The sequence below is a fragment of the Shewanella sp. SR43-8 genome (assembly GCF_014163775.1).
GTDB classification, from domain to species: Bacteria; Pseudomonadota; Gammaproteobacteria; order Enterobacterales; family Shewanellaceae; genus Shewanella; species Shewanella vesiculosa.
Map to the genome: position 1 here is coordinate 86,205 of NZ_JACJDX010000008.1, position 16,159 is coordinate 102,363.

Consider the following 16,159-nt stretch of genomic DNA (forward strand, 5'->3'; position numbering starts at 1 on the left):
GGTCGATCCTCGCTTATGCTTTACGCCACAGGGCGTAATTAATAAAGACTAAGGTAAGCAGCAATAAGGCTGCACCTGCATTGTGTGATACCGCGATGCCCAAAGGTAAATTCATCACCACATTGCTAATACCCAGTCCGACTTGGGTGATTACCAATAACAGTAATAAGTAACCACTGTTTCGCATTACATGTGATTGTGCATAACGTAATTTTAGCGCTAGTAGGATCAATGTTATGGCAGTAACAACGGCCCAAACTCTATGACTGACATGAATGGTCATTCGAGTTGCATAGTCTAATACCCCAAATTCAAAACTAGGATGATCGCCTTGGAACGGTGAAAAAGCATCGGCAATACGTAAGTTATCGACCCAGTTACCTTCGCAAATGGGTAACGAAGTACAGGCTAGAGCCGCGTAATTCGATGAGGTCCAGCCGCCGAGTACAATTTGAATGACTAATACTCCTAGACTGACTAAAGCTAACGGAACCAGTTTGCGGGCATAAGTATCACCTCCTGGGATCCGTAATGGCTTAAGCCTAAGGTACAGCAGTAGTAACAAGGCAAATAGACTAAAACCGCCAATAAGATGTGCCATCACCACAATAGGCATTAGTTTCATTGTGACAGTCCACATGCCAAGCGCTGCTTGAAATACAATTAAGACGGCTATAAAACTGGGGAGTTTTTTCGGTGCATGAGGTTGTTTAAGGCACAATACAAGGATAGCTAATACCATTAATCCTAATGCACCGGCGATGTAGCGATGGATCATTTCAAGCCATGCTTTTTCTGGCTCTATGGTCATTTGTGGAAAATGCGTTTCGATTTTTGCTAAGTCATGGCTTGCACTGGGTACTGCTAAATGGCCATAACATCCAGGCCAATCAGGGCAACCCAGTCCGGCATCAGATAAGCGTGTGTAAGCCCCCATTAAAATGACCGCTAAGGTAAATACCAAGGTAAATTTTATCAGCCGATTAATGGTCATTAGCCCACCCTCGATAATTTAAGCATTTTGCGTAAATCAGCAATCATGGCTTTACCTTGGGCAATATTGGCGTCGTGGCCAATCACATTGTCATATTGCATCACCAGGCTGCCAAGAGGATCGACAATGATCAGCTGTTGTTCAGTCAACAATGTTGCAAGTGCCTCATTGGCATTGACTTGATCAAAACCGATATTCAATTGTTTGAGTATCTTGGTGTCGCTGTGATTATTCACCACTATGATCGGGATAACGCGATCTCTATCTTTGCCTAGTGCGATATAGCTCTGGTGTAAAATATACAGACGTTCTTGACACTGCTCGTTACACTGCTCGGGGAGAAAAAAAAGTACCTGCCAAATATGTGGTTTAGGGTTTTCCATGGCTAAGTTGGCATAACTCACTTCGGGATTGATCAGTGCCCCCTTGTTCGTCGCCGCACCATTATAGAGTTCTAGGCTTAGCACTAACTTGGCTATTGCAACCGGTAAAATAAACACCAGCAGTAATACGATTAGCGCTTTATTGCTCTTTTTCGGTAGGGAGTTCATTCCATCTCCTCTTTATCATATTGATATTATTGTTAAGTTATTTATTCACGACGAGAGTTAACGTCGATATTGTCGATATGCTATCCAGCTCATTAATCCTAAAAATACTCCTGCCATAGTGAACCATTGCAAGGCATAACCTTGATGCTTCTGCGCCGATAATGGGATCGGCACCCAAGGTTGCGGTAAGTTGTAGCGCGGGACATTTTCTGGTTGTAGCACTACAGGTATTAGCGAATGTTCTAACATGTCAGCTAATGCTGCAGTGTTGATGTTTTGAAAACGTATTGGCGCATCGGCGCGTTGTTCAGCATCTAACTGATCACTAAATGGATTGGTTTGTTTTTGATATACCCGTCCATAGAGGGTGTAGTAGCGTATTTCTAGTGGTTCAAGTTGAGGCAATATTCGACGGTCTTTGTTGGCTGCAACAAAACCTAGTTCAACGAGTATCCAAGGCTGCTCTGGGGTTATTTCAAACACTTGGTAAGCTAAATATCCCACTTGCCCCTGATACACCTGATTGTCTAACAGCATTATTGTGTTATTAACGGGTTTTGCCAAAATCGATAAGCGGTAACCTGTGAGCAATGCCGCCTCTGACTCAGACCCAGTGGGTAACTTTGATAAATTAACCAGTGCTAACATTGCCTCATAATTGAGTGCATGCTGCTGTTGGCGCACAAGTAATGTGCTTTGCCACTCTTGTTTAAACGCTGCCCGTGATAATTGCCACAATCCTAACTTGACCAATAAGCCAAACACGACCAAAGTAATCATTACAAATAACACCCGAGACACACCCACACTCCTAAAAGGATTGCCTGTGACAACACCTTTCATTGTTAAGTTAGTTTTAGTCTCGTTGCTTGTATTCATATTATTTAACTTAGCTAGAGCCTTATTTATTATGGTTAAAGGGCAGCATCAACAATCAATGAGCCATTATCTTGGTCGTAGAGTGTTATTTTCTGTTGTCGTGATTGTGGTGCTGCTGGTGGCCTTAGGGCTAGGCTACATTCAACCTAACCCCAGACCTTATTAGTGCTGATTTACAGCACATAAACAAAAATGAATAAGCATAGCCAAACCACATCAACGAAGTGCCAATACCAACTACCCGCTTGAAATGCGAAATGTTTGTCGGGGGTAAAGTGACCCTTGATAATTCTGAGTAATAAAATAATCAAGAACAGGGTACCAATCGTCACGTGCATACCGTGAAATCCGGTTAACAAAAAGAAGGTGTTACCGTACACTCCTGAAGACAGGGTTAGGCCCATTTCTTGATAGGCATGGCTGTATTCTTCGACCTGTAAACTGAGAAACGCAATCCCCAAAATCACCGTTAACGCTAACCAGATGATCAACGGTTTACGATTGGCTTTTTCGAGATTGATGTGGGAAAAATGCAAGGTAACCGATGAGGTTAACAGGATGATGGTGTTGATTAATGGTAAACCCGTCCATGGCATCGCCTCGGTTGCGCTACCATCAGGTGTTTTCACCAAAGGCCAAATTGCTTCAAAGGCAGGCCACAGTACCTCATGAGTCATGGCATTGTTCGATGCGCCACCAAGCCAAGGTACTGAAATCATACGTGCATAAAATAATGCGCCAAAAAAAGCCCCAAAAAACATAATTTCTGAAAAAATAAACCAGCTCATTCCTTGCCTAAATGAACGATCCATTTGTGGTGAGTAAAGTCCTGCCATTGATTCATCAATAACTGTTTTAAACCAACCAAAAATCATAAAGATAATCACGGCAAAACCAGTGATTAATATGTAACTTCCTGAGGTTTTTTCAGTGGCTAATTGTTGTACATAAGTGCCTGCGCCAAATGCAATTAAAAATAAGCCTATAGCACCGATTATCGGCCAAGCACTCTGGTTTGGCACATAATAAGTTTGATACTTTGTGGTCATTTTGCTGCTCCTTGCTCTACGACGATCGTCTGTTTATCGGTGATGTCATAGAGGGTATAAGAGAGAGTCAATGTATTAATAGACGCGGGTAAATCCGGGTCCACGTAGAAAATCAATGGTAATTCTGCTGTTGCTGATGCAGCCAAGGGTTGTTGGTTAAAGCAAAAACATTCCGTTTTATTGAAGTACGCCGCTCCTTGTCCAGGTGATACTGAAGGGATTGCTTGGCCTACTGTGTCGTGTGCAGACAGGTTTTTAACCAAAAATTGTGCGTGAGTGAGCTCACCAGGATGCACGCTTATTTGGTTAACTTTAGGGCTAAATTCCCATGGCATATCTGACTGAACTTGGGTCACAAATTCAATGGTAACGGTACGGCTTTTATCAACCACTACCGCTTCATAGCTACTGGCGCTATTTTGGGTTTTGCCATTAATCCCCAATGTATCGCAGAGCACGTCATAAAGCGGTACCAATGCAAAACCAAACCCAAACATACCAATTGATCCAGCAATCAGCATGATTAATAACTTACGATTTGATTTTGTTGGCTGTGTCATCTCATTTTATCTCCGGCGGAGTGGTAAACGAGTGATATGGCGCTGGACTGGCAATGGTCCATTCCAAACCTTCTGCAGCTTCCCAAGGGTTATCGCCAGCCGGTTTGCCACCTTTGATACATTTGAGCACCACAGCGAGAAAAATAAACTGCGATAAACCAAATGCAAATCCACCAATCGAAACAATTTGATTCACATCGGCAAACTGTACTGCGTAATCTGGGATTCGACGAGGCATACCCGCCAAGCCCAAAAAGTGCATTGGGAAAAACAGCACGTTGACAGAGATCACTGAGCACCAAAAATGCCACTTGCCTAAGGTTTCGTTGTACATATTACCGGTCCATTTTGGCAGCCAATAATATGCCGCCGCCATAATGGAAAATATCGCCCCAGTCACCAGCACATAATGAAAATGCGCCACTACAAAGTAAGTGTCGTGATACTGAAAGTCAGCAGGGGTGATTGCCAGCATCAAACCGGAAAAGCCACCAATGGTAAACAGAATGATAAACGCCACCGCAAATAGCATTGGTGTTTCAAATGTCATCGAACCGCGCCACATGGTAGCAACCCAATTAAACACCTTAACCCCGGTGGGAACCGCAATTAGCATGGTGCAATACATGAAAAACAACTCGGCGAATACCGGCATGCCTGTGGTAAACATATGATGTGCCCATACTAAGAACGACAGCACAGCAATACTGGCAGTAGCGTAAACCATAGAGGAATAGCCAAACAATTTCTTGCGGCTAAAGGTCGGTATAATGGCTGAGATAATGCCGAATGAGGGTAAAATCATGATGTAAACTTCTGGGTGACCGAAGAACCAGAAAATATGCTGGAACATCACTGGGTCACCGCCACCTGCAGCATCGAAAAAGCTGGTACCGAAAAACTTGTCGGTTAACACCATAGTCACTGCGCCTGCGAGCACTGGCATCACCGCAATTAATAAAAAGGCAGTAATTAACCAAGTCCACACAAACAAAGGCAGTTTCATCCATGTCATGCCAGGAGCGCGCAAGTTAACAATGGTTACGATAACGTTAATCGCGCCCATTATCGAGCTGATACCCATGATATGGATGGCGAATACAAATAGAGCGGTGCTATCAGGGCTATAAGTGGTTGATAGCGGTGCGTAGAATGTCCAACCAAAGTTAGGACCACCGCCTTCCATGAATAGCGAACTGAGTAATATGGTAAACGCGAACGGTAAAATCCAAAAGCTCCAATTATTCATCCGCGGTAAAGCCATGTCTGGTGCACCGATCATCATTGGAATTAACCAGTTAGCTAATCCGGTAAAAGCCGGCATCACTGCGCCAAATACCATGATAAGACCATGAACCGTGGTCATTTGATTAAAAAAGTTAGGTTCTACTAGCTGTAATCCAGGCTGAAATAACTCTGCCCGAATGACCATTGCCATGGCGCCACCAGTGAGAAACATAATAAAACTAAACCATAAGTACAGCGAACCGATATCTTTATGATTAGTTGTGAGTAGCCAGCGCATGAGCCCTTTCGGCGCTCCGTGATGATCATCATGAGCGGTAGCTAGTGTATCGTGCGTTGTTGTGCTCATTGTCTTCCCCTACTGTCCATGGCTAGCGACATCGGCAGGTTGCACCGCCTCGCCAGAATTATTGCCCCACGCATTGCGCTCATAAGTAATCACCGCGGCCATCTTTTGTGGGCTAAGTTGACTACTAAATGCCTGCATCGCGGTGCCTGCTTTACCGTGCATAACGATATCGATATGTCCGCTAACCGGTCCGGTAACCACAGGGCTGCCAATAAGTGAAGGGAAAGCGCCTGGCAAACCAGCACCAGAGGCTTGATGACATGCGGCGCAAGTGGTGGCATAAACCTGCTCACCTTCTGTGATTAATTGCTCCAAGGTTAAGGTCGGCAGATCTTCAATGGCAACAACCTCTGGTGTTACAGCCTTTGCGATGGTTTCAAGAGCCTGAGTCGCTTTTTCTGTCGCAGTATTGGTGCTCTCAGTTGCTGTTGCGGCCATTGTGCTTTCAGTCTTATTTGCTTCAGTACTTGCTTCATTGCCGCCAGAGAAATTACTCACATCAGCAGCTTGAACAACATCACCGGTATTATTGCCCCAAGCATTACGCTCAAAGGTAATCACTGCGGCAATCTCTTGGGCGGTAAGTTGCTTGGCAAAGGCTTGCATTGCGGTTCCTAGTTTACCGTTTAAGACGATGTTGAGGTGACCTGCAACAGGGCCTTTTATGATAGGACTGCCAATTAGTGATGGGAATACACCTGGAAGGCCCGCACCATTAGGTTGGTGACAAGCGGCGCAACGAGCAAGATAGATCTGTTCGCCTTGGGTGGTTAACTCTTCAAGAGATAAGGTTTGTGACAGTGATGCAGCCGCCGCAGCAGCGGCATTACTGGCCAGTTGCTTTTGCTCTACTAACCAATTATCAAAATCTGTCTCTGATAATGCTTGCACCACAATTGGCATAAATCCATGGTCTTTACCGCACAATTCGGCACATTGGCCACGATAAATTCCGGGCTTATCAATGCGGGTCCATGCTTCATTAATAAAGCCTGGATTGGCATCTTTTTTAACCGCAAAAGCCGGAACCCACCATGAGTGGATCACATCATCTGATGTCATTAAAAAACGCACTTTTTGGTTAATGGGCAGTACGAGTGGTTTATCGACTTCAAGAAGATAATGCTCTCCTTTAGTCTCTATGCCATCGATTTGATCTCTGGGGGTCGATAATGTGCTGTAAAATTCGATGTCTTTATCAAAATAGCTGTAATGCCATTTCCACTGCGACCCAGTAATTTTGATGGTGAGATCCGCATTGCTGGGATCTTCCATGGCAATTAAGGTTTTAGTGGCTGGAATAGCCATGGCGATTAAGATGATGAAAGGAATGACGGTCCAAGCTATTTCCACTTTAGTACTTTCGTGAAAATTTGCCGCAACAGCGCCTTTTGATTTGCGATGGTAAATCATTGAATAAATCATGATCCCAAACACCACTAACCCAATGGCACAACAGATATAAAGTATCGTCATGTGGAGGCCATAAACCTTACCACTGATATCTGTCACGCCTTGAGTCATGTTGAGGGACATTTCTGATGCCCCAAGCGGAAGTGCTATAAACACCACCAGTAAACAATACCACCATTGCTTCACAAGACTGCTCCTCTGTTCATTGCAAATAGCAATTACAAAGAAAAGTCACACAGTAATTCTCTGCTCTATGCAAACTTTTCGGTTCCCGAAAAAAGTTTGATGACCTCAAAGTACCTTGGTGGCAGTAAACAGGTTGTTTACGGTTTTATTATTAGCGGTGCACCACGCTTGTACCTACTACAGAACTTATCAATATTGAGTTGGCTCATTTGTCTGAAAGTAATCTTAATCACTGTCATTCACGTCCAATTAAAGATGAATAATATTTCATCCTTGGGAACAACATTAGCTGTAGATTAAACATTGATCAAGATCACTTTGTTGGCTAATTGACTGAAAAAAGATGAAAAAAAGCCCTGAATTCAATACAGGGCTTGGTAAGTAAGGGTTAATGCTTAGTGAAATGAGCAAAAATTACTTGTTCCATTTATTAATGTAGGGCTAACAAGTTGATGTTTGTGAGGTAAGTGAGCATTCACATCCTCAATTACCACACCTAAAGCCCGTGCACTTTTAGCCACAATTTCTAATCGACGACTATCACGAGCGTCAAGTGAGCTTGTCCAAGTGACGACAGCACTTGATGTTCCACTGGTAAGCGCTTTTTCCATCGCCCATAAGGTTTCGACTTCGTCTTTAGTGTGCACCAGTAAAATACGGTCCATTCTCACGCCAGCATTTGCCAGCATATGTTTATAGCCAATGTGTGGTGGGCTAATTAACACAATCCATCGACCTTGTTGGCTCAATGTGGCGAGTTGACTACACAACTGGCTCAACTCAGCTTCACCTTGGGTGACTGTTTGTAATGTGCGAATGGTTTGGTTGCCATGCAATTCTGTTTCAGCTAAATCTACCCATAAGCCTGGGTGACGTGGCGCGATGCCCATTAGTTTGTTCATAACCAATCTCCATTACGGATAACGCCAACGGCAAGCCCTTCGATGGTTAGGCTTTGGCAACTTAAATCAACTTTAATCGGGGTGTAATCGTCATTTTCTGCGTGCAGATAAATCACATTACCTTTTTGTTCAAATCGTTTTACGGTGACGTCATCATCAACACGCGCTACTACAACTTGGCCATTACGTGCTTGTTGCATTTTATGAACCGCGAGTAAATCGCCTTCTAAAATACCGATGTTCTTCATGCTGTCACCACGAACGCGCAACAGAAAGTCTGCGGCAGGTTTAAACATGCTCGGGTCGACTTGATAATACTGTTCAACGTGTTCTTGAGCCAAAATAGGCTCACCAGCTGCAACTTGTCCAATCAGAGGCAAACCGGTTTCAATCTGTTCTTCATGAGGTAAGCGAATACCTCGAGAGGTTCCAGGCATGATCTCGATAAAGCCTTTTTTGGCTAATGCTTTTAAATGCTCTTCGGCAGCATTAGCACTTTTAAAGCCAAGACGTTTCGCAATTTCAGCACGAGTGGGTGGCATACCTGTTTCGGCGATATTGTTTTTAATTAAGTCTAATATTTCTGCTTGGCGCGGCGTTAACGGTCTCATGATGATTCCTGTCTTTTTATACAGTGACTGTCATTATATACAGTGTTTGTGTTCGTGCAAGTATTAACCAACTATTTTTTGTGTTTTATTGGCTTTTTGTAACTTAAATAAATGTTTTTATTAGTTATTATATATGTTTTATCTTGCACTATGTCTTAAAGTGAGAGCTTACACGTAAAGATAAGTCGGCCAGATAGTGTAAGCAGGGTGGTTTCTGGTATCCTATACGACAATATTACAATGGCTTATGTTGCGAAAATAACCATGTCAAAACCAGATTCAATATTTTTACAAGCATTAAAATGGGTTCAGAAATGGATGGTACAGACCATTGTGGTGCCCCATGATCCGTTTGATGACCTCAATATAGATCCGACCAAGCCCTTGGTTTATTTGATGAAAACGGAATCTATTAGTGATATTGCCGCCTTGAGCGAAATCACTGAAGGATTTGGTATGCCAAGTCCTTATGAGCCGTTACAGCTTGATGGTTTAAGAGTGCCTCGAGTGGTGTGTTTAGAGGGGCGTAAACCTCTATTTGGTAAACGTGAAAGTGGTGAGAAGTTCCTTAATTATTTTACCCGTTTATTATCGCTTCATAGTGAGAATGCTGACCTTGATATTCAATTAGTGCCAGTTTGTCTTTATTGGGGACGTACTCCTGGTAAGGAAGAAGACAGCATGACAGCGGCTGTTTTTGAAAGAGAAAACCCAACTTGGTTACGTAAGTGGCTGATGATTTTATTTTTAGGGCGACATAATTTTGTGCAGTTTTCTAATGCGTTATCGCTGCGCCATATGGCTGATGAGCATGGTACAGACAAAAGAATTGCGCATAAATTAACTCGTGTCGCGCGAGTACATTTCCGTCGCCAACGTAAAGTTATGACAGGGCCACAATTACCTAATCGTCAAATGCTATTTGCCTCTTTATTAAAGTCAGATTCAATTAAAAAGGCTATTGAAGAAGAAGCAGTCAACAAAAAAGTATCTCCTGAAAAAGCTCGTGAAACTGCGATTGAATACCTCGATGAAATTGCCGCAGACTATTCAGATAGTTTAGTGCGCATTGCCGAGCGTTTTCTCACTTGGTTATGGAATAAATTATATAGCGGTATCAATATCAAAGGTGCTGAACAGGTAAGACAGCTTCACCATGATGGCCATGAAATTGTCTATGTGCCTTGTCATCGCAGCCATATGGATTACTTGTTGCTGTCATACATTTTGTATTATCAGGGTATGGTTCCGCCGCATATTGCGGCCGGTATTAACTTGAACTTTTGGCCTGCAGGGCCAATGTTCCGCCGTGGTGGAGCATTCTTCATCCGCCGCAGCTTTAATGGTAATAAACTGTATACCGCAGTATTTCGTGAGTATTTAGATCAGTTATTTGCTAAAGGTTATTCGGTTGAGTATTTCACCGAAGGTGGGCGTTCGCGTACAGGGCGTTTACTTGCGCCTAAAACCGGCATGTTGGCAATGACCATAAACAGTGTACTTCGCGGCATAGAGCGCCCAGTGACGTTAGTGCCAGTGTATTTAGGTTATGATCATGTGATGGAAGTGGCCACTTATCACAAAGAGTTAAGCGGCAAGAAAAAGAAAAAAGAATCTGTTTGGCAGTTATTTGGTGCGCTGCGTAAACTCGGCAACTTTGGCCAAGGTTATGTTAATTTTGGTGAGCCGATTAACTTACAGCACTTCTTAAATCAACAAGCGCCAGAATGGCGTAGCGAACTGGCGAAAGAGCCTGATCAAAAACCATCGTGGTTTACTCCATCGGTTAATTTACTCGCTAACCGCGTGATGACCAATATTAACGGTGCTGCCGCCGCGAGCTCGGTAACATTAACCAGTTTAGTGTTATTAGCCTCAGAGCAAAATGCATTAGAAAGAAGTCAGTTAGAACGCCAACTTGATCTGTATTTAGCCTTATTGAAAACCGTACCTTATACCGATTACGCATCGGTCGCCGAGGGTGATGGTAAGTCGATTGTTGATCATTGTTTGTCGTTAAATAAGTTTGTTAGTACCAAAGATTCTATTGGTGAGATTATTTCTGTTGATGAAAAAATTGCCATCACCATGAGTTATTACCGTAATAATATTATTCATGTAATGGCGATACCGTCATTAATTGCCAGTTGTTTATTGCGCTATGATGACTGCGATCGCGCGCGCATTCATGCCATCGTGATGGATTTTTATCCATTGTTGAAAGCAGAGTTATTTATGGGCATTGATGATGTGCCTAAATATGTTGATGGCGTTTTAGACTTTATGCTTGAGCAAGGTTTGTTGAGCGACAATGATAACTTTGTCATCACGCCTCGTCATATTACCCAAGTATTACTTCTGGCTGAAACGATCAGTGAGACCTTGCAGCGTTATGCCATTATCTTTAATTTACTGGCGATAAAGCCTGAGCTTGAACGTTCTGCTCTTGAAACCGACAGTCACTTGTTGGCCCAACGACTAGGCGCACTTCACGGGATTACCGCTCCAGAGTTTTATGACAAAAAACTGTATAACACCTTGAGTGTTAAGTTAAAAGAACTAGGTTACTTATGCAGTGTTGAACATCGTGACGAAGTGATCAGAATTCGAGATCATGCCAACAAGTTACTGAGTTCGTCAGTGAAACAAACCATAGTAGACAGTGTGGATGCGGAGCACGGACAATAATGGCAAACCATATGAATGCGGCCAAGCATCGCACTAGTGGTAAGTCAGTATTGGGTGGGGCGATGATCATTGCTGGCACTACAGTGGGTGCGGGAATGTTTTCCTTGCCAGTTGTTGGTGCAGGGATGTGGTTTGGTTACTCAATAGCGATGTTGCTCGGCGTCTGGTTTTGCATGCTAATGTCGGGTTTGCTGTTATTAGAAGCTAACTTGCATTTTGAACCCGGTGACAGTTTCGATACCTTAACTCGAGTAACCCTAGGGCAGTTTTGGCGAGTCATTAACGGCGTCTCTATAGCCTTTGTGTTGTACATTTTAACTTATGCCTATATCAGTGGTGGCGGATCGATTGTTAATCACAGTTTATCGGCATTGGGTGTCAGTCTACCTCAGAGTGTGGCAGGGTTAGTGTTTGCCGTGGTGCTGGCGCTAGTGGTATTTGTCAGTACTAAAGCGGTTGATCGCATTACCACCATCATGCTTGGTGGCATGGTCATTACCTTCTTCTTGGCCATTGGTAATTTATTGATCGATATCGATACCGTGAAACTGGTATCACCCGATGGTGAGTCGCGTTACTTACCTTATCTGCTCGCTGCGATTCCTTTTGGCTTAGCCAGTTTTGGTTATCACGGTAACGTACCCAGTTTAGTTAAATATTACGGTAAAGATGCTAAAACCATTGTTAAGGCTATCATTAGCGGAACCACAATCGCATTAGTGATTTATGTGTGTTGGTTAGTGGCAACTATGGGTAATATTCAGCGCAGCCAGTTTGCCGATGTTATTGCCCAAGGCGGTAATATTGGGGTGTTAGTTGCAGCGTTGTCAGGGGTTATTGCCAGCCAATGGCTTGATAGCATGTTGACCCTGTTTGCCAATCTTGCCGTGGCATCATCATTTTTAGGTGTCACATTAGGTCTGTTTGACTACCTTGCAGATCTATTTGGTTTTGATGATTCGCGCACCGGACGGATTAAAACTGCAGCGGTTACGTTTATCCCGCCAACAATATTGGGCTTGCTGTTTCCGAATGGGTTTATCCTCGCCATTGGTTTTGCTGCACTTGCAGCCACCATATGGGCTGTGATTGTTCCAGCTTTGCTGGCTTATAAAGTGAGGCAGCAGTACCCCCATTATGTCGGCTTTAAGGTGCCAGGCGGAACGCCACTGATTGTGCTTGTGGTGTTGTTTGGGATAGTGACCGCAACATGTCACTTACTGGCAATGGCAGATATCTTACCGGTATTTAAATAACCACAACTTGTTATAATCGAATCATAATTATTCAGAAAGTCTTCGTTTGAAGGCTTTTTTGTTTGTGGCTATTCTGGCTGATATTTAACAACCAATGGTATGTTGGTCAATAAGCTATTTGCTGGCATGATAGCAATAACCATATCCGTCAATTGGATGGTTTATGTTGCCGTTGATGACGCTGATACTTCAATTGCAAAGCGCTATTTTGGGCATAATCGTGGTATCTGTAATAGATACTCATTAAGTGTATTTAGGCAAGGATGAGCAAATGACACAGAATAACACCCAAGCTGAGTTGGCTAGAATTCATCGCAGTATGATGATAGTCGCCTTAATTGATTTCCCTGGAGCACTGTTGTTTGGTCTCGGAATTTACGGTTTAGTTGCCGGATTTGACCAAGATTTTTTACCTATACTCGCTAACCAAGCTGTCATTGTTAATGTCATGTTGCTTTTAGGTGCTGTGATTATGGCTTGGGGCATGTTTCGCATGGTAATGCTTGCTCGTGAAAAGCAACTCATATTACAACAACGTAAGTGAGATATTGATTAACTCAACTTATTTGGTTCGGTTAAGTTTGATTGATCACATGATTTAATTGCTACTCACTACCTGCTGCAAGTGTGCTACAGGATAGCGAATGTCGCGATTACAAAGATGTGATAGAGCGGCTTAGTGTTGACTTACTTTTGTCCGTTTCTAAGTCAAGAAAACGAACTCGTTGTGCCTAAATTTTGTAGGCCTTCGAATGAAGGTTTGGCATTTTTATGTCTGGTTTAGTGGTGTTTAGCTGAGTGGGTGTTGGTTAAATGGGTTTGAAGCTTGTACCTTCAATGCAGTTAATCACCTGCAGTGAGCTGATGTGTAGATACTGCTTCGGGACGCTTTGCACCATCCATGGCCGCTTAACGAAAACGTCCCTGTTTTCGATACCCTCAGTCGCATCTTCACTGGGTCATTCTATCTCTTCGATTTAGCTTCATTTGGTACGAATGTTAAGTTAAAAACTAACTTGGTTTTGCCCCCAAAGTTTGTAGGCTTTCGAATGAAGGTTTGGCATTTTTATGTTTGGTTTAGTGGTGTTTAGCTGAGTGGGTGTTGGTTAAATGGGTTTGAAGCTTGTACCTTCAATGCAGTTAATCACCTGCAGTGGGCTTATGTGCAGATACTGCTTCGGGACGCTTTGCGCCATCCATGGCCGCTTAACGAAAACATCCCTGTTTTCGATACCCTCAGGCGCATCTATACTGGGTCATTCTATCTCTTCGATTTAGCTTCATTTGCTACGAATGTTAAGTTAACAGCTAACCTGGTTTTGTCCCATTCCTTGCTAGGGATGCCAATTCGCCGATTTCAACTTACTGAATAATTTTCAGTCTATTCGGGTAATAAAGGTTTGCTCGTCATCCACAAAAGCTACAAAGCCGCCGTGATAGATAAATACCCGACCACGCCCCTCAACTAAGCAGGCAAGTTGTGGGTCCAAATCTTCTTCGTTACCCTGTCTTTGATATGTGCCGATATCGGTGATTACGCCGCTGAGAGTAGGCAAATATCTATAAGTTCGCTTTGCTTGATCAACCAGGTTCAATTCGCTGGCGGTAGAGAAGCAAGAGGGTATCGTACCGGCTTCTTCGATAAACATAGTTTTCAGTTCTTCAAAAGCTGTGATCACTAGCCAGTCGATGCCGTTAACATGATGGATAAACATTGAGTTTCTCGGTAATTCTGATGCGGAGATTTTAACATTATCAGGGGTAGAACGTAGTAGAGATTTAGTAATTCTGTGCAATTTACGGTCATTCACTAGGCCACCTTGAAACACGTCTTTGCCCCAAAGCTTGTTAGAGAACATCCAATTTAAACTTTGCTCGAACATAGTTATCGCTAGTTTATGAAAGCACTATTTTGATATTTGTTAACATATCTGCTCTGCATAACGAGTTTGTATTATTCTCAATTATCTAAATTCTTGCTTTTGCCTAGACTAAAAGGTGATTGATTTGGATTATTTAAGCTGATAAGTTACTAAAATCATTAATAATTAAAGCCATTTGGATGTTGTGTTTTGGTGAGCTTCTCAGGATGTTTATCGGAATTCTCGTTAATACGCTGTTAACTGCATGGATTAGCATGGTCAAGTTTCTGAAAGTAATTGCATATGTTCTTATTGGAGGAGTGGTCATAGTTGGCGCATTGCTTTTGTGGTTTGACCGCTCAAAAGATATAGATTTTACCGTTTATCATCCTGATTCTTGGGTTACATGCAACGGAAAGGTCAACAAGGATTCAGTTGAATATGCTCAGCTTACTAAATGGTTACAACTGAATAACTCAAATTGGCAAAACTATGTAGCAACTGCTGCTCCTGGTTATTTTTATAAATCAGACGATATTACGATTCATGTATATAAGCATGGCGTAGTCGTTAATTATTATGACGGTCAAAACTGGTCTCAAGTGCAAAAGTCAGTTGATACAAAGGAAATTCATGGTATTTGCAAAAGCAGTTAACAAGCCAAGTCAGCGGGAATTTCACTCGCTGAAAAACACTCATAAAATCCCCTGCTTGGGGCGTTATAAGCCTTTATGAAAAAATTATTAATCTTCACTTTTTTGCTTTTACCTTGTTTTGTGTTCGCAGCAAACGAAATCAAAGTGAAGGCTGATCTAGAGTTCCTTTTAGATACCGAAAAGGAATCTGGAAAATTATGCTTTGGTGAAAATGATTGCTCGACTTGGTCGACTTTTTATTTGTTCAACGCGGATGTTAAAAAAGTAATCGTAGGAACTGAATCTAGCACTTCATTTAAAGTAATTTATGGTCGACATGCTTTGTTAAAACAGGATCTAAATGATGTGGTATTAACACTTCGAGAACTGGAGCGTGATAATGGTTTTGGAGCAAAATATCAAGTTGTCAGTATTGAGTAGGCGGTTTATAACAAGTTGCTTAATTTCGTTCCGGCCACAAAAAGCGTGGCCTCCACTGGACTGCCTACGCTGCGCTGCGGCAGCCAATTAGCAAAGCGTTAGGTGTTTTTTTAGAGGTTGCAGAATGGATTTTAATGGTCGTCAAAAAAGATGGTTAAAAGATCTGTGTAAGATTTCAAATCGAGAAATTATTCTTTTAGATGAATTTAAAAAAGATAAACTAACTTGGGAAGAATTTTGGAAAGCTAATTTATTACAAATAGCAATAAATGATTTACATTGTAAGTGTCTTTTCATAGAGTTATCTAACAGACCTAAGGGAACTACCAAAGACCAAATGGAAAAAAAAGGCTGTCATTTTAGCGAGAGTGAATCTTATAGAGATGAGCATCAAAAAAGAGTTAGTAAATTAATATGTGATTGTTGCGGACAACACTGGAAAGAGCAAGAGTTTGAAGCTATGCAATATTGGTCATTCCATATGTACCCACAAAACACCTAACAAGGGTTTTCAAGTCGGACAAATTACAGTGGGCTT

Annotated in this window: 17 protein-coding genes; 7 read left to right on the plus strand and 10 right to left on the minus strand. The window is 42.5% G+C overall.

Annotated elements, in window-relative coordinates; all coding sequences use genetic code 11:
* Window positions 1–13 precede the first annotated feature (13 nt).
* Genes H5114_RS11745 through H5114_RS11755 form a run of 3 tightly spaced genes read right to left on the minus strand, consistent with a single transcriptional unit; the run spans window position 14 to window position 2,346 of the window.
* Window positions 14–994 (minus strand): heme A synthase, encoded by a 981-nt coding sequence (locus tag H5114_RS11745; protein WP_124018265.1) that lies wholly within the window; start codon window positions 992–994, stop codon window positions 14–16.
* A complete protein-coding gene (locus tag H5114_RS11750; protein WP_182723022.1) occupies window positions 994–1,545 on the minus strand; it encodes a hypothetical protein in 552 nt (183 codons plus the stop codon). Before H5114_RS11750 ends, H5114_RS11745 begins: the two co-directional genes overlap by 1 nt.
* A 57-nt stretch (window positions 1,546–1,602) precedes the next feature.
* Window positions 1,603–2,346, minus strand: a complete 744-nt coding sequence (locus tag H5114_RS11755) for an SURF1 family protein (protein WP_235781657.1) — start codon at window positions 2,344–2,346, stop codon at window positions 1,603–1,605.
* A 25-nt stretch (window positions 2,347–2,371) separates the two neighbouring features.
* Between H5114_RS11755 and H5114_RS11760 the strand changes: the two genes are divergently transcribed.
* A complete protein-coding gene (locus H5114_RS11760; protein WP_124018268.1) occupies window positions 2,372–2,590 on the plus strand; it encodes a DUF2909 family protein in 219 nt (72 codons plus the stop codon).
* 7 nt (window positions 2,591–2,597) lie between these two features.
* On the opposite strand, the gene H5114_RS11765 is transcribed toward H5114_RS11760, so the two are convergent.
* The 6 genes from H5114_RS11765 to lexA form a co-directional block, all read right to left on the minus strand.
* Complete coding sequence (locus tag H5114_RS11765) at window positions 2,598–3,473, minus strand: cytochrome c oxidase subunit 3 (protein WP_182723023.1); 876 nt, start codon at window positions 3,471–3,473, stop codon at window positions 2,598–2,600.
* Window positions 3,470–4,033, minus strand: a complete 564-nt coding sequence (locus tag H5114_RS11770; RefSeq protein ID WP_124018270.1) for a cytochrome c oxidase assembly protein — start codon at window positions 4,031–4,033, stop codon at window positions 3,470–3,472. The genes H5114_RS11765 and H5114_RS11770 overlap by 4 nt, the downstream gene beginning before the upstream one ends.
* Before the next feature lies 1 nt (window position 4,034).
* Entirely contained in the window at window positions 4,035–5,627 is a 1,593-nt protein-coding gene (gene ctaD / locus H5114_RS11775; RefSeq protein WP_182723024.1) for a cytochrome c oxidase subunit I, read from the minus strand.
* A 9-nt stretch (window positions 5,628–5,636) separates the two neighbouring features.
* Entirely contained in the window at window positions 5,637–7,226 is a 1,590-nt protein-coding gene (coxB, locus tag H5114_RS11780; RefSeq protein WP_182723025.1) for a cytochrome c oxidase subunit II, read from the minus strand.
* Between the two features lie 395 nt (window positions 7,227–7,621).
* Window positions 7,622–8,128: a cell division inhibitor SulA gene (locus tag H5114_RS11785; protein WP_124018273.1), complete on the minus strand. Its 507-nt coding sequence runs from the start codon at window positions 8,126–8,128 to the stop codon at window positions 7,622–7,624.
* On the minus strand, window positions 8,125–8,739 hold the full coding sequence (gene lexA, locus H5114_RS11790) for a transcriptional repressor LexA (protein WP_124018274.1): 615 nt from the start codon (window positions 8,737–8,739) through the stop codon (window positions 8,125–8,127). The genes H5114_RS11785 and lexA overlap by 4 nt, the downstream gene beginning before the upstream one ends.
* Before the next feature lie 264 nt (window positions 8,740–9,003).
* Here lexA and plsB point away from each other — a divergent pair, with 264 nt between their 5' ends.
* From plsB to H5114_RS11805, 3 genes are all read left to right on the plus strand, one after another.
* Window positions 9,004–11,427, plus strand: coding sequence for a glycerol-3-phosphate 1-O-acyltransferase PlsB (plsB, locus tag H5114_RS11795; RefSeq protein ID WP_182723026.1), 2,424 nt, complete (start codon window positions 9,004–9,006; stop codon window positions 11,425–11,427).
* Window positions 11,427–12,683 (plus strand): tryptophan permease, encoded by a 1,257-nt coding sequence (gene mtr / locus H5114_RS11800; RefSeq protein WP_182723027.1) that lies wholly within the window; start codon window positions 11,427–11,429, stop codon window positions 12,681–12,683. The genes plsB and mtr overlap by 1 nt, the downstream gene beginning before the upstream one ends.
* A 271-nt stretch (window positions 12,684–12,954) precedes the next feature.
* Entirely contained in the window at window positions 12,955–13,227 is a 273-nt protein-coding gene (locus H5114_RS11805; protein ID WP_182723028.1) for a hypothetical protein, read from the plus strand.
* A gap of 832 nt (window positions 13,228–14,059) precedes the next feature.
* On the opposite strand, the gene H5114_RS11810 is transcribed toward H5114_RS11805, so the two are convergent.
* Window positions 14,060–14,398 (minus strand): cytosolic protein, encoded by a 339-nt coding sequence (locus H5114_RS11810; protein WP_124018459.1) that lies wholly within the window; start codon window positions 14,396–14,398, stop codon window positions 14,060–14,062.
* 422 nt (window positions 14,399–14,820) lie between these two features.
* Here H5114_RS11810 and H5114_RS11815 point away from each other — a divergent pair, with 422 nt between their 5' ends.
* The 3 genes from H5114_RS11815 to H5114_RS11825 all read left to right on the plus strand — a co-directional run bounded on the left by H5114_RS11815 (window position 14,821) and on the right by H5114_RS11825 (window position 16,123).
* A complete protein-coding gene (locus tag H5114_RS11815) occupies window positions 14,821–15,201 on the plus strand; it encodes a hypothetical protein (protein WP_182723029.1) in 381 nt (126 codons plus the stop codon).
* 75 nt (window positions 15,202–15,276) lie between these two features.
* A complete protein-coding gene (locus H5114_RS11820) occupies window positions 15,277–15,621 on the plus strand; it encodes a hypothetical protein (protein WP_182723030.1) in 345 nt (114 codons plus the stop codon).
* Window positions 15,622–15,745: 124 nt separating this feature from the next.
* Complete coding sequence (locus H5114_RS11825) at window positions 15,746–16,123, plus strand: hypothetical protein (RefSeq protein WP_182723031.1); 378 nt, start codon at window positions 15,746–15,748, stop codon at window positions 16,121–16,123.
* The last annotated feature ends 36 nt before the right edge of the window (window positions 16,124–16,159 follow it).